A 24,044-nucleotide genomic window follows, 5' to 3' on the forward strand; every position below is an offset into this window, starting at 1 on the left:
GGTGTGGGGGTGCCGGTCAGGCGGACGGGCCGTCGGCCCGCGGTGCGGGCGGCGGGTCGGAGAGCTGCTCGCGCAGGTAGTTCCAGACGACCGCGATCAGGGCGGCGACCGGTACGGCGAGCAGACTGCCGACGATGCCGGTCAGACTGCCGCCGAGCGTCACCGCCAGCAGGACGACCGCCGCGTGCAGTCCGAGACCGCGGCTCTGGATCATGGGCTGGAGCACGTTGCCCTCGAGCTGCTGCACCACGACGATGATGGCCAGCACGATCAGCGCGTCCGTCAGGCCGTTGGAGACCAGCGCGATCAGCACCGCGACGAAGCCGGCGAACAGGGCGCCCACGATGGGCACGAACGCGGACACGAAGGTCAGCACCGACAGCGGCAGCACCAGGGGGACGTCGAGGATCCACAGGCCCAGGCCGATCAGTACGGCGTCGATCAGGCCGACGAGCGCCTGGGACCGTACGAACGAGCCCAGGGTGAGCCAGCACCGCTCGGCCACGACCGGGACGTCGGTGGCCAGCCGGCCGGGGAGCTGCCGGCCGAGCCACGGCAGGAAGCGCGGGCCGTCCTTGAGGAAGAAGAACATCAGGAAGAGCGCCAGTACGGCCGTGACCACACCGCTGAAAACGGTGCTCACGCCCGTGACCGCGGTGGTGGCGATGGCACCGGCGCTGTCCTGGATGCGAGCGGTCGCGGTGTCGAAGGCACCGGCGATCTGGGCGTCGTCGATGTTCAGCGGCGGCCCGGCGGCCCATTCGCGCAGCCTCTCGACGCCCTCGACGACGCCGTCGGCCAGCTCGCCGGACTCCGACGCCACGGGCACCGCGATCAGCGCCACGGTGCCCGCGGCCACCAGCAGGAACAGCACGGTCACCAGGGCCGCGGCGAGCGCGGCGGGCAGACCGCGACGGCGCAGGAAACGGGTCGGGGGCCAGGTGAGCGTGGTGAGGAGGAGGGCGACTATCAGCGGCCAGGCCACCGACCACATCCGGCCCAGGACCCACAGCACCACCGCCGCCCCCACCAGGACCAGCAGCAGCTCACCGGAGACACGCGCCGACGTACGCAGCGCGGCGCGGGTTCTCCCCGCGTTCAACGTGGCAGACATGGAGGCACCTTATGGGGCCCGCCGTTCAGGATGATCGTCAGGTACCCGCTCGGGCGGGACGTCCGGCGGGGGTCGCACCGTGTCGGCCGAGGAACGACCGGTCCGGTGAGGCAGACTGAGGTCATGGGCGACCACCTCAAGGCCCGCGGGACGTCATCGCGCCGCTTCCCCCAGGCTCCGGAGAGTGTGGCGGAGGCCCGGCGGTTCGTGCGGGCCGCCCTCGGCGACGCCGCGCCGGACCTGGTGGACACGGCTCAGCTGCTGGTCAGTGAGCTGGTGACCAACGCCGTCCTGCACGCCCGCACCGAGGTCGAGGTGGCCGCCCGCGTCGACGGCGGCACGGTCCGTGTGCGGGTCCGCGACCGCCGGCCGGACCGCGGGCTCGTGCCGCACGGATGCCCGCCGTACGCCGGTTCGGGACAGGGTCTGCCCCTGGTGGCGAAGCTGTCGTCGCGGCGGGGCGTCGAGACGGACGCCGACGGCAAGACGGTGTGGTTCGAGCTGCGGCCCGGGGGACCGCCCCGGCATCCGGGGGACTGGGAGCCCGTCGTGGCGCCCTCCGGCCCGGGAGCCACGGTGACGCTGCTCGACGTGCCGGCGGCGCTCTACACCGCGGCCCAGCAGCACCGGCACGCCCTGCTGCGCGAGGTCGCCCTGGCCGTGCACACCGGTCACGATCCCGGCGTCCCCCCGGAAGACCTCGCCGTCGCGCTGGACATGAGCCATCTGATCACCGCGGCCGTGACGGCCGCGCTGCGGCAGCAGCCCTCCGAGCAGGCCATCCGCTCGCTGCCCCTGACGGTGCCGCCGGACGCCGAGCCGTCGGTGCAGATCCTGCGCGCGGTGCTCGACCTGGCCGAGGAGAGCGCCCGGGAGGAGCGCCTGCTGATCCTCCCGGCGCTGCCGCGCCAGCGCCTCTTCCACCAGTGGCTGTTCGACCAGATCGTCGGCCAGCTGGCCGGGGCGCTTCCCACGGCGTGGACGGTGGTGCCCGGGGACCCCGCCACCAGTCCCTCGGAACTGGTGGCGTGGGACGCCGGGCAGGTGCGGGCCAGCACGGTCCCGACGCTCGCCGCCGACGAGCGGAACCTGATCATCGCGGCGAACGGGCCGGCGGCGGACATGCTCGGCTGGCACGCGGACGATCTCGTCGGGCGGCCGCTCACCACGCTGGTCCCCGAGCACCTGCGGAGGCGGCACATCGCGGCGTTCACGTCCCTGCTGCTCAGCGGGCAGCCCCGGATCCTGGGCCGCTCGGTGCCGCTCCCCGCGCTGCACCGCGACGGCCGCCTGGTTCCCGTACGGCTGTTCATCCAGCCGCAGGAGACGGCCGACGGCCGCACCGTCTTCGTCGCCCAGCTCGCCCCGCGGGCGGCGGTTTCCGGTTCCTCCGCGCACCCGCCCGGCCGCGTCCGGTCCACGGCACGGCGGGAACCGGAGCGGCCGCCCGTCCCGGCCGCCGGAGCCCCCGGCCGGGACGCGGACCGGTCCGCGCTGGAGCGGTTGTCGCTGCTGGCCGACACCGCGGCCGCGCTGAGCAACGCGCCGAACCTGAACGAGGGCCTGGAGCAGGTGGGCCGGATCCTCACCCAGCGGCTCGCCGACTGGTGCGCGGTGGACCTGTTCACGGAGAACGCCCAGGTGGAGCGGATGTCGATCGCCCACCGCTCCTCCCGTGGCCCCTGGCCCGAGGAGTACGAGGGCCGGCTTCCGCCGGTGTCCGACGCCGCCCGGGGGCCCCTGGCCCGTGCGCTGCGCGGGGCGGGCCCGCTGCTGCTCACCGAGCCGCTGTCGCCCAGTCAGGTCGCGAGTCCTCTGGACGCCCACTACCTGGGGCTGTTCCGGACCATGGGAGCGGACAGCGCGGTCGTCGCCCCGCTCCGGGCCCGCCGGCAGATCATCGGTGCCCTGACGGTGGCCCGCCGCGGACGGGACACGCCGTTCACGGAGGAGGACCTGCCGCTGATCCACGACCTGGTGCGCAGTCTCGCCCTGGGCGTGGACAACCTCCGCCTCTACCAGGAGACGCGCAACATCGCCGAACGTCTCCAGCGCTCGCTGCTGCCCAGGCTGCCGGAGGTCGGCCATCTGCGGCTGGCCGCCCGGTACGCGGCCTCCTCGGCCACCGCGCAGGTCGGCGGCGACTGGTACGACAGCTTCGTCCTGCCGGACGGCCACACGGCGCTGGTCATCGGTGACGTCACCGGACACAACCTGGACGCGGCCATCGCCATGAGCCAGCTGCGCAGCATGCTGCGGGGCATCGCCATGGACCGTCAGGAGCCGCCCGAGACCGTGCTGCGCCGCCTGGACCTGGCGAACCACGGTCTGTACCGCGAGTCCACCGCCACCTGTATCTACGCGCTGGTCAAGGGCCCCGAGGACGGGCCCTGGGAGCTGGTGCACTCCTCCGCCGGGCATCTGCCGCCGCTGCTCATCCACCCGGACGGCCGCACCCGTTACCTGGAGGACGGCGCGGGGCTGCTGCTCGGGGTGGAACCCGGCATGGTCCGCCCTCAGGGCAGCAACGCCGTCCCGGCGCACTCGACGGTGCTGCTGTACACCGACGGCCTCATCGAGCGCCGCGCGGAGCACCTGGACGACGCCATGGAGCGACTTCGCCGGCATGCCTCCGCGCTGGCCCGGGAGCCGCTCGAGGTGCTCTGCGACGAGCTGCTGATCGGGCTGGGCGCCGACAGCGACGACGACATCGCCGTCCTGGCCGTGCGGCCCGTACCGCCGCGCTGACCGCCGTCCCCCTCCGTACCGGTGGCGTCGCCCGTCCGCGCTCCGCCACCGGCCCGGTGTCCCCGCACGGGGGCGGTCAGCTGAAGGAGTCGAGGGTGAGGGAGGCCTGGCTCGGGTTGCCGTCGTGGACGAGCGACTCGTGGTGGCCCACGTCGTCGAAGGCGAAGGCGTACGCCTTGCCGTCGGCCATCTGCGCGTGGACGGCGCGGGCGTAGTGGTTGGTGACGGGGTCCTGGTAGAAGCCGCCGGAGCCGGAGTCGGGCTGGCTGGGGTTGGTCAGGAGCGTGGAACGGTTGAATCCGGCACACAGGGTGCGGGAGATCGGGCCGCGCACCTGGTCGTTGGGGGCGTCGAGCCTCCGGTGGCAGCCGAAGACGGAGGAGGCGTCCGGCTTCTGGAAGCTGGTGACGACGGCTCCCGCGCTGTCGGTGAAGTTCATGACGTCACCCGAGACCCGGCCGTAGTACTTGACGCCCGGCCGGTCGGCGAAGGGCGTGACGGTCAGGGTGGAGCCGGCGTACTTCTGCCAGACCCGGTTGATGTAGCCGTCCATGACCGACGCCGGCAGGGCGCCCGTCTCCAGTCCGTACAGCGGGGACAGGGCGCGCAGCACGGTGCCGTCGGAGCGGGTCTGGATCAGGTTGCCCCAGCCTCCGGACTGTCCCCTGAGGGTGTCGAGGACCGCGTGGTAGCCGCCGGACTTGAGCCGGCCGGTGCTCGCCGTGCTGCCGTCGGCGCGCCGCACCCCCACCGAGTAGGGCGCGGAGAACATGTCGACCTGGGTGCTGTTGAGCCACAGGCCCGAGTCGTCGAGCGTGTACTCCGACCAGTTGAACAGGATGTCGCGGTTGGGGTCCGACGGGTTCTGCACGGCCGGCTGCACCAGGCCGCCGGTGGTCAGCTTGAACACGAGCTTCTGGCCGTAGGAGAAGTAGATGCGGCCGGAGAACTTGGGGACGCGGATGGTCGTGGACCGTCCTGCCGCCGGGCCCGTCATCGAGGCGTCGGGCGCGGGGGTGGGCGGGTTGCCGCCCGCGGGCCAGGGGTGGAAGGTGCCGCTCGCGTCGGCCCAGCCCTGTCTGCCGGTCGACAGCTGGGTGCCGAGGTTGTAGACGTACACCGGCTCGTCGCGGCCGGAGTTGTTGGTGATCTGCAGGGGGATGGTGTCCGGGACCGCGGCGTGGGCGGGGGCGGCGGCCCCCGCGGTGAGCAGTGAGCCGGCGATCACCGAGGCGATGGCCGTCCCCACGGTCAGGACGCGGCGTCCGAGCAATCGGAGCATGCTCTGCCTCCGTTCGACTTCGTCGGTGGGGGGAAGGAAGTGAGAGCGCTCTCAAGCGTTTCGCTTTGATGTACACATGTCAACGGTTTGGCGCGCACGCGCCCCGGGCCGGGGCGCGTGCGGACTACAGCCTCTCGGCCGGGAGCGACGCGTAGCGTTCGGCGAGGCCGGTCACCACCGGATGATCGGCGGGGAACACGAGGTCGTCCACCCTGGTGACGGGGACCACCCCGACGGCGGCGTTGGTCGCGAACACGGCCTCGCACGCGGCCAGTTCCGGCAATGCGACGCGGGCGGTCGTCCCGGCCCCGGCGCGGCGCAGGAGCTCACGGGCGGTGCCCGCCAGGACCGGGCCGTCGGGCCAGACCACCCGACCCTCGCGGACCACGCCGACGTTCCAGGTGCTGCCCTCCAGCACCGTCGAGTCCCCGTCCGTGAACAGGGCGTCGTCGAAGCCGGCCCTGCGTGCCTCGCGCCGCAGCCGCAGCACGCCGAACAGACCGACACCCTTCACCTCCGGCAGGTCCCGGAGGTGAACGGCGGACCTCACCCGCAGTGGCTCCGCCCCGGCGGCGGGCGCGGGCCTGGCCGTCACCAGCACCTGCGGGTCCGCGTCCCGGGCGATGTCGCCGAGGTGGAGGGCCGGATCGAAGACGGTGATCCGCACGGTGCACCGACCCGTCACCGGCACCACCCGGCGCGCCCAGGCCCGCACCCGTCCGAGGTCGAGCGGCGCGTCGAAGAGGACACGGCAGTCGCGGGCCAGACGGTCGAGGTGCAGTTCCGGTCCGCGGACCCGGCCGTCCTCGACCACCATGGTGGTGAAGTGACCGTAGTTGGTCAGGGCCAGGGTCCGCAGCGCCTCCGGGTCGGCGGGCGAGCCGTTCAGTTCGGTCATGGAGTCCACCGTGCCACCCGCCGGGGAGAGAGGGGGCACCGGTCGCCGCCCCGGCGGAGCGCGCGCCGGCCGGCGGGTACCGGAGTCACTTGACGAAGTCCTCGACGACCTTCGGCGGCCAGGTGCCGACCTTGAGCACGCCCATGGAGTAGGCCCGGGACACCAGGGCGGCCCGGTTCGGCACCTTGAGCTTTCGGAGCAGACCGGAGACGTGGTACTCGACTCCCTGGCGGCTGAGGTAGAGGCGGGAGGCGAGCGGCACGGTGGAGACACCGGCGGCTATGCCTTCGAGGATGCGGGCGTCCACCTCGCTGAGAAGCTTCTTCCGGGGCACCACGACCCCGGAGTCCGCGCTCTCGCCGTCCGCCGCGGGCAGCATCACCAAAATCGCGGCGACGTCCGGGATGTGGCCGCCGCGCACCGCCATCGCGGTCATCGGAAGCGTGTGCGCGGTGTCCTGGCCCACGGTGATGACCTCGGTGGCGAACCGGTGCCCCTTGCCCTCCAGTACGCGCGAGAACTGCCGCATCAGGGGCTGACGGACGCTGGGGTGCACCAGGTCGCAGAAGGGCCGGCCGCAGAGGTCCTCCGCGGGACCGCCGAACCGGCGGTCGAACTCCTGATTGACCTGCTGGATGGTCAGGGTGGGGTCCAGACAGGCCACCGAGGCGGGGGACCCGTGCACGCCGGCGGCCGCGGCGTCCAGCGCCTCGGGCCCGTCGGCGGCGTGCGGACGATCCATGACGAGGTCGTGGGGGGAGAGCGTCAAGGGACTCAGACCCTTCTGCGTGGTGGCAAGGGAACCAAGAACACGGACGCCTTTCGGAGAGGACGCGGAAGTGCCCGATGCCTCTGAAAGGCCGTGCTGGTGAGTGAATGATGCGGAGATTACGGAGACGGGTATCCGCAGGTCAATGTGAAGCGGGGCCGGCCCGCCAATACTGTGGTCGGCCCTTCGGCAGGTACGGTCCCGTACCGAAGGGGTTCGGTGCCCGGGGGTTCGGTGCGCCCATGGCGACCGCGAGCGGGCAGACTGCTCGCACCACGACAAAACCCCTGGCGGGAACACGCAGAGGAGTGCGGTCGGCACGCTGGGTCGACGGGAGCGGCCCGGCGGGGGCGGCAGGGCCCGCCGCGGGCGGCCGGGCGGCCCGCGGGCGGGGACCTCGCCACACCGCGGGCCCGGCACACGGAAACGCCCGGGCACGGTGATTGAATTCCGCACACCGTTTCCGGGCGTTCGGGAAGGGCTCACCCTCCGGGGTCGAATACCTTTTATGTGCCGGAAATCAGGGCGATCAGTTCTCGTCGGCCGGCGATACCGAGTTTCCGATAGGAATGGGTGAGGTGCTTCTCCACCGCCCGGGAGCTGACTCCCATGGTCTCGGCGATCTCCTGGTTCGTCAGACCCCTGCACGCGAAGGCGGCGACCCGGCGTTCGGTGCGGGTGAGGACGGACTGCGGGGCGGGGACGGCGGAGAGCGACGGCCCGCCGCCGACGGCTGCGCGCTCCACCAGCCACGGCGCACCGCACGCGGTGGCCAGCGTGGCGGCCTCCCGCGCCATGGCCTCCGCCTCCACTCCCCCGCCCAGACGTTCGGCGAGTGCGAGCAGGGCGCGGGCGAGTTCCAGCTGATGGGCGGAGCCGCGCAGTACGGTGACCGCCTGACGCAGCAGAGCCGTTCCCCGGCCGCCCTCCTCCAGCCGGCCCAGCAGGCGCAGCGCCCGGCCCAGACCCACCGGCGCCCCCCACCGTTCGGCCCGGGCGTGCTCCTCCTCCGCGAGGGAACGCGCGGCACGGAGGTCTCCGAGGCGGCGATGGACCCCGATGGCCCAGGGACGCCAGGGGAACAGCACCGGGTTCTGCCAGCCGGCGGCGTCCAGGCGGCGGCCGCAGGACTGGAGGGAGTCCAGCGCTCCGGTGAGGTCGCCGGCCGCCACGTCACCGGCGGCCTGCAGCAGACGCAGCATCGCGGTGACGGTCAGACCCTCGCCACGGATCCGTTCGGCGCGCCGGACCACGCGTCGGGCCAGTGCGGGATCCCGGGTCTCCAGCGCCACCATGGCGTGCGCGAGGGTGGCGACCGTGCCGAGACTGTGCCGGTCGGCCTCGGTCATGCGCAGGGCGGTCTCGGACTGTTCGCGGGCCTGGTCGAGCCGGCCCCGGGCGATGTGGATCAGGGCCCGTTCGATGTGCACCAGGGCGTCGGTCGGCGTGGTGTGCTGTTCCCGGGCCCGGTACTCGACGGCGAGCCAGGAGTCGAGCGCCTCCACGGAGTCGGCGGCGACCATGGTGATGACCACCAGGGGAAGGGTGGACTGGACGCGGGCGGAGGTCGCCGGTTCCCGGTCCAGGACGCGTTCCGCCAGACGGACCACGTCCGCGGCCGGCAGGCCGACGCCGAAGGTGGCCGCGAGGAGCAGGGCGATCGTCAGTTCACGCTCGCCGCCGGTGTCCAACGGCGGCTGGGGGCCGAGGCGCCGCAGGCGTTCGGCGGCGTCGGCGAGTTCGTAGGGATCCTCGTAGGCGCAGTGGCGCAGCCTGGCCTCCAGGCGCAGGGCGAGGTCGCGATCGGTTCCGGTGAGCGCGGCGGCCGGCCCGAGTCCCTCCGCGGCCTGGCGCAGCAGGTCGACCACACCGGACGGGGCGGGGCCGAGGGGGGTGGGTGCGATGCGCAGCACCGCCGCGGCACGGTCCCGCGCCTCGGGCAGCAGGCTGATCGCCTGAGCGATGTGCCGTTCGCAGGCCGGTGGGTCGAAGACACGTTCGGCGGTGCCGAGTTCGACGAGCAGGCGGGCCCGGTCGGTGCCCTGCGCGGCGCTGTCGAGAAGGGCGCGCCGCAGGTAGCGGGCCGCGGCGTCGGGGGCGCCCCGGCGCAGGGCGGTGTCGGCGGCGGACCGCAGGACGTCCACGGTCCAGGGCTGGTGGCGGGTGACGACGGCCGTGAGCTGTGCGGCGACCTGCTCGGCGGGGCGGCCGGAGGTGTAGAGCAGCGCGGCCGCCTCGTCGTGGAGCTGCTCGCGCTGGACCATGGTCAGGGTCGACTCGACGGCGTCCCGTACGACCCGGTGGACGAAGCGCGGCTCGCCGTCCGCGGCGACGAGTCCGAGATCCGCCAGGGTGCGCAGCGCCGCCGGGTAGCCCACGGAGTCCAGGCGCGCCAGATGGGCAACGTTGTCAGGGTCGACGTGGTCGCCGAGCACCGCGATGGCGGCCGCGAGGTCACGGACCGGCTGGGCCTGGGTGCGCAGGATGCCGGCGAGGCGCTTGCGCAACTGCGAGGGGCGCAGCGACCGCGCCCGGTCGGCGTGCTCGGCGAGCGGCCGCAGGCCGGCGTGCTCCATGCCGAGCAGGATGGACATCAGGAACAGGGGGTTGCCGACGGCCGTCTCGTGACAGGCGCGGACGAAGGTGTCGTCGCCGGGCTCACCGAAGTGCCCGCGCACCAGCTCGCGGGTGGCGTCGAGGCTGAGCGACGCGGGCCGGAGGGACTGGGTGGCGGCCTCCCTGACCTCCCGCACCAGGGTGTGGTGGGTGCGGGGGTCCCCGTCGCGCAGGGCGCACACGACGACGGCCCGCAGGCCGTGCAGCCGTTTGGCGAGGTAGGTGAGCCAGCGCAGGGAAGGCACGTCGGACCACTGGAGGTCGTCGACGAGGACGAGGAGCCTGCCGTCGGCGCTGACGTTGGCCAGCAGGGACAACAGGCCGTGCAGGACCGCCTCGGTGGCCGCGGCGGCCTGGTCCGCTCCGGGTGAGGCGCTGTCGTCGGCGAAGACGTGCCGGGCGAAGGAGGCGTGGGCGTCCATCCAGCGGGCGCGGGTGTCCTCGGACGACTCGGACAGCAGGCTCTCGAAGAGCTGCCTCACGACTCCGAAGGCGAAGTCCTGTTCCATGGGCGCCGCGTTGGCCCGCAGCACCCGGATGTCGTCGTGGCCGTCGGCGAGCGCGGGCAGGGACCGCAGCAGGGCCGACCTCCCGATGCCGAGCGGGCCGGTGACCAGGATCAGGGAGGGCCTGCCCCGGCCGGCGGCGGCCAGCGCCGCGTCGACCAGGGACGTTTCGGTGGTGCGCTCCAGCAACATGCGGTCAGTCGTCCTCCGTGCCTTGGACCAGGGCGCGCAGGTCGTCGCGCCCCCGGATGCGAAGCTTGCGGTAGACACCGCTGAGGCGCAGCTCCACGGTGCGGGTGGTCACCGACAGCGCGGCGGCTATCTCACGGTTGGCGAAACCCCGGGCGGCGAGCGCGGCGGCGGCCCGCTCCCCCGGTGAGAGGGTCCGCCACGCGGGCGCCGGTATGTCGGCGAGGGCCTGCGGGGGCGCGGGAACGCGTGGCCGCCGTACCGCGGCGCCGGGCAGTCCCGCGCTTTCGGTGCCGGCCCAGCCGGTCACCGGTGCGGCGACGGCCGTCGCGCGGTCGGGCTCGCCGCTCTTGACGGAGGCCAGGGTCACGATCGCCCGCGTGTAGGCGATCCGGGAGGGAGCCCGACCGAGGCTGTCGACGGCCGACCGGAGCCGCTGGAGGCGGTCCTCACCGTTCATCGTGGCGAGGCAGAGCTGGGCCGCGCCGATCGCACCGGGCGCGCCCCAGCGCTCGGCGAGTTCGAGTTCCTCGCGCGCCAGCCTCAGGGCCTGTGCGGCGTCGCCGAGGGCGTGGGCCGCCTCGGCGGCCTGGGAGCGCCAGGGAAGGAGCGCCGGATTGGTCCAGCCGTGCTGCAGGAACCAGCGCCCGCAGGCCCGGAAGAGCGACCGGGCCCGGTGGGGGTCGTCGTCGGCCCGGGCCAGCAGGCCACGGGCGAAAAGCAGTTGCGCACCGCTCACGGACTCCTCGGCGGGAGACGGCACGGGGCGTCCGGCGGCGGCGCGGGCCCGGTCCGGCCGGCCGTTGGCGAGGTCGGTGAGGATGCCGAGCGTCGTCCAGTAGGGGTAGGACAGCGGGTGTCTGCTGTCCGGGGGCAGTTCGAGGTCGGCGGCGGCCAGGTCGCGGGCGGCGGAGTCGGGACGGCCGTGCCTCAGGTGGAGTTCGGCGCGGAGGCCGAGCACTTGGGCGACGGTCACGGAGCAGCGTTCGCGGTGGGCCTCGGCCAGCAGGGCGCACAGGTGTGCCTCGGCCTCCTCCCCGTCCTCGGTGAGCAGGAGCGTGCGGCAGGCCAGCAGCCTGGGCACGGTGAGCGGGGGCCGGCCGGAGGGGTCGGGGGCCAGGGCCGCACGGGCCTGTCCGCGGGCCTCCTCGCGATCGGCGCCCCGCACGACGGCCTCCCACGCCAGCACGCCGTTCACGGCCGGGTTCCGCGACGCGCGGGGCAGGTCCGGTGCGGGCGGGAAGGAGATCTCGGCGGACGCCCGGCGCAACGGCTGCGCCGCCCGGAACAGGGCGGTGATCTCCTCGTACCGGGTGGTGGCCGCCTCCGCCGGCCCCGGCTCGGACGGTGCCCCCCGGCCCCCGTCCGGGCGGCCGTCGACGAGGAACTCGGCGAGGGCGCGCCAGGTGGTGTCCGTGTCACCGCCGAGGAGACACAGGTCGCCGGCCCGTGCCCGGAAGGCCGCGGCCACCTCTCCGGGTTCGCGGATGATGCCGCCCATGCGGCGCCCGGCGGCGACGGGCGCGATCACCAGCTCGACCCGGGCCAGTCGGAGCAGGACACGGATGCGGGCCTCCTCGGACAGCGGTTCGGTCAGGGCCCGGGAGAGATAGGCGGCGGCACGGTCGCGGCGGCCACCGCGGAGCGCGGCGGCGGCCGCCCGGCACAGCGTGTCCACCGCCCACGGGGCGCCGACCGGGCGGGCCGGCAGCAGCAGGTCGCCGATGCCCTGGTCGTCCGCGGCCGCCCGGTGGGCCAGTTCGGCGGCGCGTGCGTACAGGTCGGCACGCTCGGCGGCGGGCATCTCCTCGATGACGCGGGCGCGCGCCACCGGACCGCGCACCCGGAACCGGCCGTCGCACGCGGTGACCAGACCGCTGTCCAGCAGGGCGGCGCGGAGCCGGGTCTCGGGCAGGGCGCCAGGCCCGGCCAGGGCCAGGACCAGCGGGAAGTCGAGGAGGTCGTCGCAGACCGCGAGGGCGCGCAGGACGTCGAGGGCGACGGGGTCCCGCACCCCGTCGAGCGCCGCGGCGGCGTGCTCGCCGATCACGTGGGCCGCGATGGCACGGACGTGCTCCACGTGATCGGTGTCCGGCGGGTACCCCGCTCGGGCGAAGCGGCGCAGGGTGTCGCGTACGACGGTAGGGTTGCCTCCGGTCGCGTCGGCGACGGCGGCGACGAAGGAGCGGTCGCCGAGGGTGCCGCAGACGGCCCGCACGGCGTCGGCCGTCCCGGCCCGGGTGAGGCCGGGCAGTGCCAGTTCGACGGTGGTGGCCGAGCCGGTGAGCGGGCTTCCCGCGCACCAGTCGAGGCCGAGGTCCGCCGTGCGGATGCTGCTCGTGAGCACGGCCAGCGGCGTACGGGGCAGCCGGCGTATCAGGGCCTCCAGCCAGCGCAGCGAGTCGGGGTCGAGCTGGTGGATGTCCTCCACCACCAGGAGGACGGGCCGGTCGCGGGCCACGGTGAGCAGACGGGTGAGTCCCGGGAACCGGCCGGGCCCGTCCTGGCCGAGGAGGAGATGCGGCAGGTGGCCGGCGAACTCCTCCTGCCCTGCCAGTAGTTGGCCGACCACGCCGTAGCGCAGATCCCGTTCCGCGGGTGTCGCGCGGGCCGTGAGGACGCGCAGTCCCCGCTCGGTGGCGTGCCGGGCCGCCCATCGCAGCAACTCGCCCTGCCCGGCACCGGGTTCGCCCGTCACCGTGACCACGGCCGGGCGGCCCGACCGCAGCTCTCCGATCACGGCGGACAGCACGGCCTGCTCGCGGTCGCGTTCCAGGAGGGGGAGGTCGGCGAGCGCCGGCCCGCCGCGGTGGGGACGCCCACGCTCTTCCCCGCCCGCCCGGTCCGGGACGTTCATCGGATCGCCTTGTGCCGGCGTGGCCTCACCGGAGCGCATCGGGTCCGGTGTGCCCCTCGCGGAGACCGGGGGCGGGCGGGGTGTCCACGTGCAGGGCGCCCGCGAGTTCGGCACGGCGGGTGATCCCGAGTTTGCGGTAGACGCTCGTGAGGTGGAGCTCCACCGTGCGCACCGTCACGAACAAGGACTCCGCGGCCTCCCTGTTGGTCATTCCCGAAGCGGCCAGCGTGGCCACCGTGCGTTCGGTACCGGTCAGCATGTCCAGCAGTGACACCGTGACCTCGCGCATCCTGCCGCCGGCCCCGACCAGTTCCTCGCGGGCCCGCCGGGCGAGCGCCACGCAGCCGCAGCGGCGGGCGAGCGCGACCGCGTCCCGCAGGTGTTCGCGCGCCTCGCCCGGCGCGCCGTCGGCCAGCAGGGCCCGGCCCAGCAGCAGCAGCGAACGGGCGTGGTCGGCGCGGGCCGGCGAGGCCGCCAGTCGGCGCACCGCCTCCCGGAGCGCGGCGGTTCCCTCCGGGCCGGGCGTGGCGACGCCGCGGGCCAGGGCGGCGTAGCCCAGGGCACGCGGGGTTCCCCAGCGTTCGGCGGGTCCGGCGCCGTGGCCGGCCGCCGCCCGGGCCTCGTCGAAGCGGCCCGACTCCGCCAGCAGACAGGCGGCGTCCAGCCACCAGGGGGCCAGGACCGGGTTGACGAGTCCCGCCCGGTCCAGGGAGTCCCCGCAGGTGCGCAGCAGTCCGAGAGCGCTCTCCGGGTCGCCGCACTCGTACCGTGCCCGGGCCCGCGCCATGAGGTACCAGTGGTACTCCCACGCGAAGTCCTCGATGCGCGGGCGTTTGATGGTGCCGAGCACCTCCTCGGCACGGTCGGGCTCACCGTGTTCGGTGAGGGCGAGCGCGCAGGCGATCTGCGGCAGGACGGCGCCCTCGCTCCAGTTCCCCTCCCCGAGCAGGTCGAGGGCGCTCTGGGCGTCCGCCAGGGCCTGGGGGACGCCGCCCTGGTCGAGGTGGACGAAGGCGCGGGTGGAGAGCGCGAGGACGTACGTCCACACCGCCGCGGTCCGCCGGCTGTCGCGCAGCACCGTCTCCAGCGCGTCGAGTGCCTCACCGGTCTCGTCGGCGAGGGAGAGCGCGAGGGAGGCGGGCAGCAGCGACCACGCGCCGAGTTCCGTGCCCGGGGAGCGCAGGGCACGCCGGGCCTGGCGGACCGACTCGGCGGCGGAGCGACCGTCCGTCGCGGTGAGCACAGTGAGCATGGCGAGCTGCTGGCGCTGGGCGGGCGTGTCCCCGGGCGGCGGGGGCAGCAGAGCGGCCCGCTCGCGCACCGCGGGCAGGGTGCTCTTCTCGTCGGCGCCGACGATCAGGAGGGTGGCTTCGGCCAGGGTGAGGAGTTCGCGGTCGGCGGGTTCGGGATCGGTGCCGAGCGCGGCGTGGAGGGCGTCCAGGGCCTCGGTCAGTACGCGGGCGCCTTCGGGTGACCGCTGGACGCGCAGACAAATCAGGGCGAGCCGGACCGCGATCGTCGCGCGGATGCGGACGTCGCCGGTGAGGGCCAGTGTCTCGTGCAGCAGGGTCAGGGAGCGGGCCGGGTCCGTCTCGCAGAGGACTCCGGCGAGCCGCATCCGGATCTCCGGTGTGTCGGACCCGGTCTCCATGACGCGCTCCAGGTAGCGCGCGGCGGCCTCCGGGGCCCCTCGCTGCTCCGCCTGTGCGGCGGCGTCCAGGAGGACGGCGGTCATCCACGGCTGGTCGGCCCGCGGGAGGAGCAGCAGCTGGCCCGCTATCTGCTCGGGGGGCCGTCCGACGTCGCTGAGCAGTTGGGCGGCCCGGGTACGCAGATCGGCGAGGGCCGCGGGGCCGACCGTGGAGAGCACCGCGGCACGCACCAGGTCGTGCACCGGTTCGATCCGGTCGGGCTGGACGAGGGCGAAGCGGCGCAGGACGTCCACGGCCTCCTCGGCCTGCACGGCGGACACCCCGGCGAGGGCGGCGAGGTGTTCGGGCCGTTCCGGACCGAGCACGGCCAGGGCCCGGGCCACCTCGCGCACTCCGGCCGGCTGGCCGTCCAGTGCCTCGCGCACGGCGGTGGCGACGGCCCGCCCGCCGAGCTCGGTGACCCGCCGGGCGCCCGTGTCGTCGGGACTCACCCCGGTGGTGCGCAACTTGTGCAGGATCCGCTGGAGTTCCAGGGGGCTGCCACCGGTCACGGCGGTGAGGGCGTCGACGAACGACGGCTGCGGCGGAGCCCCGGGGAAGGTCCGGCGGACGAGTGTCTCGACGTCGCGGGCCGAGAGCACCGGCACGTGCAGCGCCAGGGACCGGTGGTGGGCCACCAGGTCGGTCAGCGCCGGGCCGGCCGTGCGCTCGGCGGCGGTGCGCTGGGCGAGCACGACGAGCAGCGGCATCCCGTCGGCACGGCGCAGGAGGAAGTCGAGCCAGCGCAGGGACCGCTCGTCGCACCAGTGGACGTCGTCGAGGGCCAGCGCCAGGGGTCGGTCCGCCATGAGACCGGCGGCGAGCCAGTACAGGCCGTTCAGCGCGGGATAGGTGGCGCCGGGCGCGGTGTCCCCGTCGACGCGGTCGGGGGCGAGGGCGGGCAGGGCGTGGCGGGCGTTCCCCGCCAGCAGCGACGAGGCACGGCCGCGGCGGGTGGTGAGGTTGAGCGGTCCGAACAGGGCGCGCACACCGCTGTACCCGCTGCCGGAGTCGATCGCCCTGCAGGCCCCGTACAACACGGTCATGCCGTCGCAGGGCCCGCCGTCGAGCGCGGCCCGCAGCAGTGAGGTCTTGCCGACTCCCGCCGGTCCGTCGAGGACGATCAGCTGGGGCTGCCCGGCACAGGCGGCGGCGGCTCCGGCGGCGAGCTTCCCCAGGTGGGCCTCACGGCCGACCAGGGGATGGGACGGGCCGGTGGCCCGTGCCCGGTTCGTCACGTGGTCTCCCTTGCGTCGTGCTGAGCCGGGACAACGCTCCGATGGGCAGCCCTCCGTGGTCGGCAGATACGGAACGCTCGGTGCGCCCACCGTACAGGTAACTCCGGCTCCCCCGGCGCAGGTGCGACCCGTGCCCCCGCCCGGCCCCGCGGGGCAAGTCTAAGGATTTCCTGGTTACGGCCGTGAGATCAAGATGGGGTGCGGTCGGCGCCGCCCGACTCGGGCCCCGGCCGACGGGCCGCACACGGACAACTCCGTCCTGCCTGTCCGTCTGCCGGCCGTGCCCGCGCGGCCGGCCGGCGACTTCGGCAGTCACCTCGTGAAAGGGCCCTCATGGACTCCGCCGCACGGCCGATCCTCTTCGTCGGTCTCCCCGAGAGCGGGCTGCTCAACCCGTTGCTGGTGCTGGCCGGGGAACTGGCCCGGCGTGGTGTGCCCGACCTGTGGTTCGCCACCGACGAGCACCGGCGGGACGACGTGGCGGCGCTGGCCGCCGACTCCGCGGTGTCGTTCGCCTCGCTGGGCGAGGTGGTGTCCGAGCTGTCGGCGGTGACCTGGGACGACGCCGTGTACCGGGAGGTCACGCAGTCCTCGCGGTTCAAGGCGCACCGCGCCGTGGTCCGGCAGTCGTACAAGCCGGCGCTCCAGGCGCGCAAGTACCGCGCCCTGGAGAAGGTGGTCGAGGAGGTGAGGCCGGCGCTGATGGTGATCGACTGCGTGAGCGGCTTCGGTGTCGACCTGGCGCTCACCCACCGCATTCCGTACGTGCTGTCGGTACCGTTCGTCCCGAGCAACGTGCTGACCTCGCACAATCCGTTCGGCGCGTCCTACACCCCGAAGAACTTCCCGGTCCCCAACTCCGGTCTGCCGCTGGAGATGACCCCCCGGCAGAAGCTGGCGAACACACTGTTCAGGTGGCGGACGCTCCTCATGTTCCTGCATCCGTCGATGGGCAAGGTGCTCAAGGAGGACGCCGCGATCCGCAAGGAGCTCGGCATCGCCCCGCCCAACGCCCTGACCCGGGTGGACGCGGCCGAGATGGTGCTGTGCTCCTCCATCCCGGAGCTGGACTACCCCTTCGACGTCCCGGAGAAGCTCCGCCTGGTGGGCGCCCTGCTGCCGCCGCTGCCGGAGTGCCCGGAGGACGAGGATCTCAGCGGCTGGCTGGAGCGGCAGTCGTCGGTGGTCTACATGGGCTTCGGCACCATCACCCGACTGACCCGCGAGGAGGTCGCGGCGCTGGTGGAGGTGGCCCGCCGGATGTCGGACCGCCACCAGTTCCTGTGGAAGCTGCCGAAGGAGCAGCAGCACCTGCTGCCGCCGGCCGGCTCGCTGCCCGGCAATCTGCGGGTGGAGAGCTGGGTGCCGTCCCAACTGGACGTGCTGGCCCACCCGAAGGTGTCGGTGTTCTTCTCGCACGGCGGCGGCAACGCCTACCACGAGGGCGTCTACTTCGGTAAGCCGCAGGTGGTGCGGCCGCTGTGGGTGGACTGCTTCGACCAGGCGGTGCGCGGCCGTGACTTCGGCATCAGCCTGACCCTGGACCGGCCGGAGACCGTCGACCCGGACGACGTCGTCGACAAGCTCACCCGGGTCGTCGAGGACCCGTCCTTCCGCGAGCGGGCGGAGCGGTTGGGCGCGCTCCAGCGGGCGGCCGGCGGGCGCAAGGCGGCGGCCGACCTGATCCTGGGCCTGCTGCCGAAGCCATGACGCCGGACCGCCCGCCGGCCGGTGCCGGACCGTCCGCCCCTTCTTCCAGCCATCGCACGCACCACCGCAGCGAGGACGCATGTCTTTCACCCATCCCGTCTCCCGGCCCACTCTGGACGGGCGCGAACTGGAGTACGTCACCGACGCCGTCACCGGCGGCTGGATCTCCTCTCAGGGCCCCTACGTGCGGCGCTTCGAGGAGGCGTTCGCCGAGTGGAACGGCGTGGCGCACGGCGTCGCCTGTTCCTCCGGCACGGCCGCGCTGACCCTGGCGCTGCGCGCGCTGGGCATCGGTCCCGGCGACGAGGTGATCGTGCCGGAGTTCACCATGGTGGCCTCCGCCTGGGCGGTGACGTACACCGGGGCGACGCCCGTCTTCGTGGACTGCGGGAACGATCTGAACATCGACGTCTCCCTCATCGAGGAGAAGATCACCCCGCGCACCAAGGCGCTGATGCCGGTGCACGTCTACGGGCGCCGCTGCGACATGGACGCGGTGATGGACATCGCGCACCAGTACAACCTGCGGGTGGTCGAGGACTCGGCGGAGGCGCACGGGGTGCGGCCGGTCGGGGACATCGCGTGCTTCTCGCTCTTCGCCAACAAGATCATCACCTCGGGCGAGGGCGGCGTCTGCCTCACCGACGACCCGCGGCTGGCCGAACAGCTCGCGCACCTGCGGGCCATGGCGTTCACCCGCGACCACAGCTTCCTGCACAAGAAGCTGGCCTACAACTTCCGCATGACGGCCATGCAGGCGGCCGTGGCACTGGCCCAGGTGGAGCGGCTGGACGAGATCCTGGCCGCCCGCCGGGAGATCGAGGCACGCTACGACGCGGGGCTCGAGGACATCCCCGGCATCACACTGATGCCGCCGCGGGACGTGCTGTGGATGTACGACCTGCGGGCCGAGCGGCGCGAGGAGCTCCGGGCGCATCTGTCCGGACGGGGCATCGAGACCCGGCTGTTCTTCAAGCCCATGAGCAGGCAGCCCGGTTACCTCGATCCGGTGTGGCCGTCCCTGAACGCGCACCGCTTCAGCGAGGACGGCCTGTACCTGCCCACCCACACCGGACTGACCGCCGCCGACCAGGAGTACGTGACCGGTGCCGTCCGGGAGTTCTACTCCGCGGACTGACCGCCCGGGCGCGTCCGCGGACCGGCCGCCCCTACGGGTCGCGGCATCGCGCGGCACCCCCGGACACCTGGACACCTGGACACCTCAGGAAGAGGAAGAAGGAACGGACATGACGACCAGCACCGGCCCCACGGTGGTCGCCTTCCCCCGGCGCACACCGGAGGAACCGCTGCCCCTGTCCCAGTACGCGAGCCACCGCGAGCAGAACGGTCTGGTGCGGTCCCACCTGCCGAACGGGGTGCCGATCTGGCTGGTGACGCGGCACGAGGACGTGCGCGCGGTGCTGACCCACCCGAAGATCAGCGCCAACCCGGAGAACGAGGGCTTCCCCGACGTCGGCGAGACGATGGGGGTGCCCAAGCAGGACCAGATCCCGGGCTGGTTCGTCGGGCTGGACTCCCCCGAGCACGACCGGTTCCGCAAGGTCCTCATCCCGGAGTTCACCGTGCGGCGCGTCCGCGAGTTGCGCCCGGCGATCGAGCGCACCGTGGACGAGCGCATCGACGCGATGCTCGCCGCGGGCGACCGTGCCGACCTGATCGGCGACTTCGCGCTGCCGGTGCCGTCCCTGGTGATCTCCTCGCTGCTCGGAGTGCCGTCGGCGGACCGTGACTTCTTCGAGTCCCGCACCCGCACCCTGGTCGCCATCCGCACCTCCACCGACGAGGAGCGGGCCACCGCCACCCGGGAACTGCTGCGCTACATCAACCGGTTGATCGCCATCAAGGAGAAGTGGCCCGGCGACGACCTGATCAGCCGGCTGCTGGCCACCGGGCAGCTCACCAGCGTGGAGCTGTCGGGCGTGCTGCTGCTCCTGCTGATCGCGGGGCACGAGACCACCGCCAACAACATCGGCCTCGGTGTGGTCACCCTGCTCACGAACCCGCAGTGGATCGGCAACGAGCGGCTGGTGGAGGAGCTGCTGCGGCTGCACTCGGTGGCCGACATGGTGGCGCTGCGGGTCGCCGTCGACGACGTGGAGATCGCCGGGCAGCTCATCCGCAAGGGCGAGGGCATCGTTCCGCTGCTGGCGGCCGCCAACCACGACACCGAGGTGTTCGGCTGCCCGCACGCCTTCAACCCGGACCGCTCCGAGCGCCGGCACGTGGCGTTCGGCTACGGCGTCCACCAGTGCCTCGGCCAGAACCTGGTCCGGGTCGAGATGGAGATCGCCTACCGCAAGCTGTTCGAACGCATCCCGACGCTCGAGCTGGCCGTTCCGCCGGACGAGCTGGCCTTCAAGTACGACGGGATCCTGTTCGGACTCCACGAGCTGCCGGTGCGCTGGTAGGCCACCGGCTCCCGGGTGCCGCCGGACGGTCCCGGCGGCACCCGGTCCCACCGTCGCCCGAGTACCCACCCCCACGAGGAGCAACGAGCATGCGCGTCACCGTCGACAGCGAGCGGTGCGTCGGAGCGGGCCAGTGCGCGCTGAACGCGCCGGAGGTCTTCGACCAGGACGAGGACGGGATCGTCACCCTGCTGGTGAAGGAGCCCGAGGAGGCGGACGCGGACGGGGTCCGGGCCGCGGGCGACCTGTGTCCGTCCGGCTCGATCACCGTCCATGAGGACTGACCGCCCCCGGACGGGCACGCACGACCCGGCGGGACACGCGGTGTCCGTGGTCCGAGCCGCGCGAACGGCTCGGCATGTGTCTGCCGCACGTGTGACGGACCCACATGTGACAGCCGCACGTACGGCAGACACGCATGGGGCAGACACACGTGCGGCGGTGGCGGACGGAAGGACTTCCGTGCTGGGACGGGCCCCCGGGGCCGGCCCCTGCACGGGTCTCCCGGCGGGAGGCCCGGGGCCAGAGGCCCGGACCTCCCGCCGGGGGCACAGCGGGCCGCGGCGGTCCACGAACGGGAGGTGCGCCCGTGCGGACCGCCGCGGACCCGCCCGGCCGGCGGAACACCGCCGGCCACGGCATCACCGAAGGGACTCACACCGTGACCACCGCTGACGACACCGGGGCCCTGTGGCTGCGGCGCTACCACCCGGCCGACGCCGACGCGGTACGGCTGGTCTGCTTCCCGCACGCGGGCGGTTCGGCCAGCTTCTACCACCCGGTCTCGGCTCGGTTCGCCCCGGCCGCCGAGGTCCTGTCGCTGCAGTACCCCGGCCGTCAGGACCGGCGCAGGGAGCCCTGCGTGGAGGACCTCGGCCGGCTGGCCGACCTGGTCGCCGAGCAGTTGCTGGCGCTGGACGACCGGCCCTGCGTGTTCTTCGGACACAGCATGGGCGCGGCGCTGGCCTTCGAGACGGCGTGGCGGCTGGAGCAGAAGGACGCCGGACCGCTCACCGTCCTCGCCTCCGGCCGGCGCGGCCCGTCGACCACGCGTGCCGAGGAGGTGCACCTGCGGGACGACGACGGGATCGTCGCCGAGATGAAGCGGCTGAACGGCACCGCGGCGGGTGTCCTCGGCGACGAGGAGATCCTGCGCATGGCCCTGCCGGCGCTGCGCGGCGACTACCGCGCCATCGAGACGTACTCCTGTCCGCCGGACCGCACGGTGCGCTGCGGGATCACCGTGCTCACCGGCGACGGCGACCCGCTCACCACGGTCGAGGAGGCCGAGCGCTGGCAGGACCACACCGAAGGTCCGTTCCGGCTGCGGGTGTTCACCGGCGGCCACTTCTTCCTCACCCAGCACCTGACCGCGGTCAACGGCGAGATCGCCGACGCCCTCGACCTGGCGCGGTCCGCCCCGGCGTCCTGACGTCCGCCCGGGTGGTGCCGCCGGACGGCGCCACCCGGGCCGGCGCAGGAGTCGTGGTGGACCCACCACCGGAGAGCCCGCACACGGCCGGACCGTCACCCGCGTCCGTCACGTTCCCCGTCACTTTCCGCTCACGCGCCTCCTGGACAAGGAAACGCTCATGCGCACACTGCTCGTCGACAACTACGACTCGTTCACCTACAACCTGTTCCACTACCTGTCCCGGGTCAACGGGCGGGAGCCCGAGGTGATCCGCAACGACGACCCGGCGTGGCGGCGGGGACTCCTCGACTCCTTCGACAACGTGGTGCTCTCCCCCGGCCCCGGCACACCGCACCGGCCCGCCGACTTCGGGCTGTGCGCGGGCATCGCCGAGGAGGGCCGGCTGCCCGTGCTCGGGGTGTGCCTGGGCCACCAGGGCATGGCGCTGGCCCACGGCGCCTCGGTGGGGCGCGCGCCCGAGCCTCGTCACGGCCGGACCTCCGCCGTGCGGCACGACGGCACCGGACTGTTCGAAGGGCTGCCGCAGCCGCTGGAGGTGGTCCGCTACCACTCCCTCGCCGTGACGGAGCTGCCGCCGGAACTCGAGGCCACGGCGTGGTCGCCGGACGGGGTGCTGATGGCGTTGCGCCACCGGACGCTGCCGCTGTGGGGTGTTCAGTTCCACCCGGAGTCCATCGGCACCCGGGAGGGCCACCGGCTGCTGGAGAACTTCCGCCGGCTGACCGAGCGGCACGGCCGCTCCCGCCCCGGCGGGAGCGGGCCGACCGTCACGCGGAGCGTTCCGGAACCGCGGCGGTCCCCCGACGCCACGGGGGCGGCCGGACGCACGACGACGGGCGCGGGCGGCGGGCGGGCGGCGGTGACGGCCGGGACCGAGGCCGGTGACCGGGCCGCAGACGGCGGTTCGCCCCGGCGGCTGCGGGTCCTCGTCGAGCGGCTGCGCACCCGCTGGGACGCGGAGGTCGCCTTCGACTGGCTGTTCCGCACCGGCGACCACCCGTTCTGGCTGGACAGCAGCCGCCCGGGCGGACGCCTCGGACAGCTGTCCGTGATGGGGGACGCCTCCGGTCCGCTGGCCCGGGTCGCCACGGCGGACGTGGAGGCCGGCACCGTGACCGTCACCGGGGGCGGCACCACCCGCGTCGAACGGTCGGCCTTCCTGTCCTGGCTGGAGCGGGACCTCGCCGGACTGAGCACCGACGTGCCCGAGCTGCCCTTCGACTTCGCCCTCGGCTGGGTCGGCTGCCTCGGCTACGAACTGAAGGCGGAGTGCGACGGGGAGGCGGCGCACCGTTCCCCCGACCCCGACGCCGTCCTCGTCTTCGCCGACCGCGCCCTGGTGCTCGACCACCGTACCGACACCACCTATCTGCTGGCCCTGGCCGAGGACGGCGACGAGGAGGCCGCGCGGTCCTGGCTCGTCTCGTCCGCCGCCGCCCTGGAGACGGTCGCGGGCTGGGAACCGGAGCCCTGCGACCCCCCCGCGGCCGGCGACACCGGGCCGGTGGTGCTGCGCCACGACCGCGACGCCTACCTCAAGCTGATCGACGCCTGCCAGCAGGAGATCGCGGCCGGTGAGACGTACGAGGTGTGCCTGACCAACATGGCCGAGGCGGACACCGACCTGGACCCGTGGCAGGCGTACCGTCGTCTGCGCCGGGTGAGCCGGGCGCCGTTCGCCGCGTTCCTGCACTTCGGGCCGATGGCCGTGCTCAGCACTTCGCCCGAGCGGTTCCTGCGCATCGACCGGCACGGCGTGATGGAGTCCAAGCCCATCAAGGGCACCCGGCCGCGCGGCGCCACCCCGCAGGAGGACGCGTGGTTCGCAAAGGACCTGGCGTCCTGCGAGAAGGACCGCGCCGAGAACCTGATGATCGTCGACCTGGTCCGGCACGACCTCGGCCGCTGCGCGGAGGTCGGCTCGGTCGTCGCGGACCCGGTGTTCCAGGTGGAGACGTACGAGACGGTGCACCAACTGGTGAGCACGGTGCGGGCACGGCTGCGCCCGCACCTCAGCCCGGTCGCCGCCGTGCGCGCCGCCTTCCCCGGCGGTTCGATGACGGGGGCGCCGAAGATCCGCACCATGCAGATCATCGACCGGCTGGAAGGCGGTCCGCGCGGCGTGTACTCGGGCGCCATCGGCTACTTCTCGCTCACCGGGGCGGTGGATCTGAGCATCGTCATCCGCACGGTGGTGCTCAGCGGGAACCGGCTGCGCTACGGGGTCGGCGGCGCCGTCATCGCGCTGTCGGACCCCGCGGCGGAGTTCGAGGAGACGGCGGTGAAGGCGGCGCCGCTGCTGCGGCTGCTCGGCACCGCGTTCCCCGGACGCGTGGACCTCGCGGACGACGACGCGGACGGCACGGCGGTCGGGTCCGCTCCGACGGACCCGACCGTCCGAGGGGCGTCGCGGGACGGACGGGAGGCCCCCCGGACCGGCTGACCCGCGACCGAGCGGCCCGGCGGAGCCCCGTGGCCCCGCCGGGCCGCTGCCGTGCCTGCGGGCAGGCGGGCAGGCGGGCAGGCGGGCAGGCGGGCAGGCGGGCAGGCGGGCAGGCGGGC

14 protein-coding genes are annotated in these 24,044 nt (G+C 73.8%); 7 read left to right on the top strand and 7 right to left on the bottom strand.

Annotation, left to right across the window (positions count from 1 at the left end; translation table 11 throughout):
• Positions 1–16 precede the first annotated feature (16 nt).
• Entirely contained in the window at positions 17–1,114 is a 1,098-nt protein-coding gene (locus AB0A94_RS14010) for an AI-2E family transporter (RefSeq protein WP_361743662.1), read from the bottom strand.
• A gap of 123 nt (positions 1,115–1,237) precedes the next feature.
• Between AB0A94_RS14010 and AB0A94_RS14015 the strand changes: the two genes are divergently transcribed.
• Positions 1,238–3,862, top strand: coding sequence for a SpoIIE family protein phosphatase (locus AB0A94_RS14015; protein WP_361743732.1), 2,625 nt, complete (start codon positions 1,238–1,240; stop codon positions 3,860–3,862).
• 76 nt (positions 3,863–3,938) lie between these two features.
• On the opposite strand, the gene AB0A94_RS14020 is transcribed toward AB0A94_RS14015, so the two are convergent.
• From AB0A94_RS14020 to AB0A94_RS14045, 6 genes are all read right to left on the bottom strand, one after another.
• Entirely contained in the window at positions 3,939–5,144 is a 1,206-nt protein-coding gene (locus tag AB0A94_RS14020) for a glycoside hydrolase family 64 protein (protein WP_361743665.1), read from the bottom strand.
• A 124-nt stretch (positions 5,145–5,268) separates the two neighbouring features.
• Positions 5,269–6,042: an aminotransferase class IV gene (locus AB0A94_RS14025; RefSeq protein ID WP_361743668.1), complete on the bottom strand. Its 774-nt coding sequence runs from the start codon at positions 6,040–6,042 to the stop codon at positions 5,269–5,271.
• Between the two features lie 85 nt (positions 6,043–6,127).
• On the bottom strand, positions 6,128–6,811 hold the full coding sequence (locus AB0A94_RS14030; RefSeq protein WP_361743671.1) for a PAS domain-containing protein: 684 nt from the start codon (positions 6,809–6,811) through the stop codon (positions 6,128–6,130).
• 506 nt (positions 6,812–7,317) lie between these two features.
• A complete protein-coding gene (locus tag AB0A94_RS14035; protein WP_361743674.1) occupies positions 7,318–10,125 on the bottom strand; it encodes an AAA family ATPase in 2,808 nt (935 codons plus the stop codon).
• Between the two features lie 4 nt (positions 10,126–10,129).
• Positions 10,130–12,979, bottom strand: a complete 2,850-nt coding sequence (locus tag AB0A94_RS14040; RefSeq protein ID WP_361743677.1) for an AAA family ATPase — start codon at positions 12,977–12,979, stop codon at positions 10,130–10,132.
• Positions 12,980–13,004: 25 nt separating this feature from the next.
• On the bottom strand, positions 13,005–15,908 hold the full coding sequence (locus AB0A94_RS14045; RefSeq protein ID WP_361743680.1) for an AAA family ATPase: 2,904 nt from the start codon (positions 15,906–15,908) through the stop codon (positions 13,005–13,007).
• 333 nt (positions 15,909–16,241) lie between these two features.
• Here AB0A94_RS14045 and AB0A94_RS14050 point away from each other — a divergent pair, with 333 nt between their 5' ends.
• From AB0A94_RS14050 to pabB, 6 genes are all read left to right on the top strand, one after another.
• A complete protein-coding gene (locus AB0A94_RS14050; RefSeq protein ID WP_361743683.1) occupies positions 16,242–17,618 on the top strand; it encodes a glycosyltransferase in 1,377 nt (458 codons plus the stop codon).
• Positions 17,619–17,697: 79 nt separating this feature from the next.
• Positions 17,698–18,756 (top strand): DegT/DnrJ/EryC1/StrS family aminotransferase, encoded by a 1,059-nt coding sequence (locus tag AB0A94_RS14055; protein WP_361743686.1) that lies wholly within the window; start codon positions 17,698–17,700, stop codon positions 18,754–18,756.
• Between the two features lie 109 nt (positions 18,757–18,865).
• Positions 18,866–20,047, top strand: a complete 1,182-nt coding sequence (locus AB0A94_RS14060) for a cytochrome P450 (protein ID WP_361743689.1) — start codon at positions 18,866–18,868, stop codon at positions 20,045–20,047.
• Between the two features lie 89 nt (positions 20,048–20,136).
• On the top strand, positions 20,137–20,331 hold the full coding sequence (locus AB0A94_RS14065) for a ferredoxin (RefSeq protein WP_361743692.1): 195 nt from the start codon (positions 20,137–20,139) through the stop codon (positions 20,329–20,331).
• Between the two features lie 377 nt (positions 20,332–20,708).
• Positions 20,709–21,479 carry an alpha/beta fold hydrolase gene (locus AB0A94_RS14070; protein ID WP_361743695.1) on the top strand — a complete coding sequence of 257 codons (771 nt, stop codon included), beginning with the start codon at positions 20,709–20,711 and terminating at the stop codon, positions 21,477–21,479.
• 160 nt (positions 21,480–21,639) lie between these two features.
• A complete protein-coding gene (pabB, locus tag AB0A94_RS14075; protein WP_361743698.1) occupies positions 21,640–23,925 on the top strand; it encodes an aminodeoxychorismate synthase component I in 2,286 nt (761 codons plus the stop codon).
• Positions 23,926–24,044: the final 119 nt, after the last annotated feature.

Source organism: Streptomyces sp. NPDC044984 (assembly GCF_040646935.1).
In the GTDB taxonomy this organism is placed as follows: Bacteria; Actinomycetota; Actinomycetes; order Streptomycetales; family Streptomycetaceae; genus Streptomyces.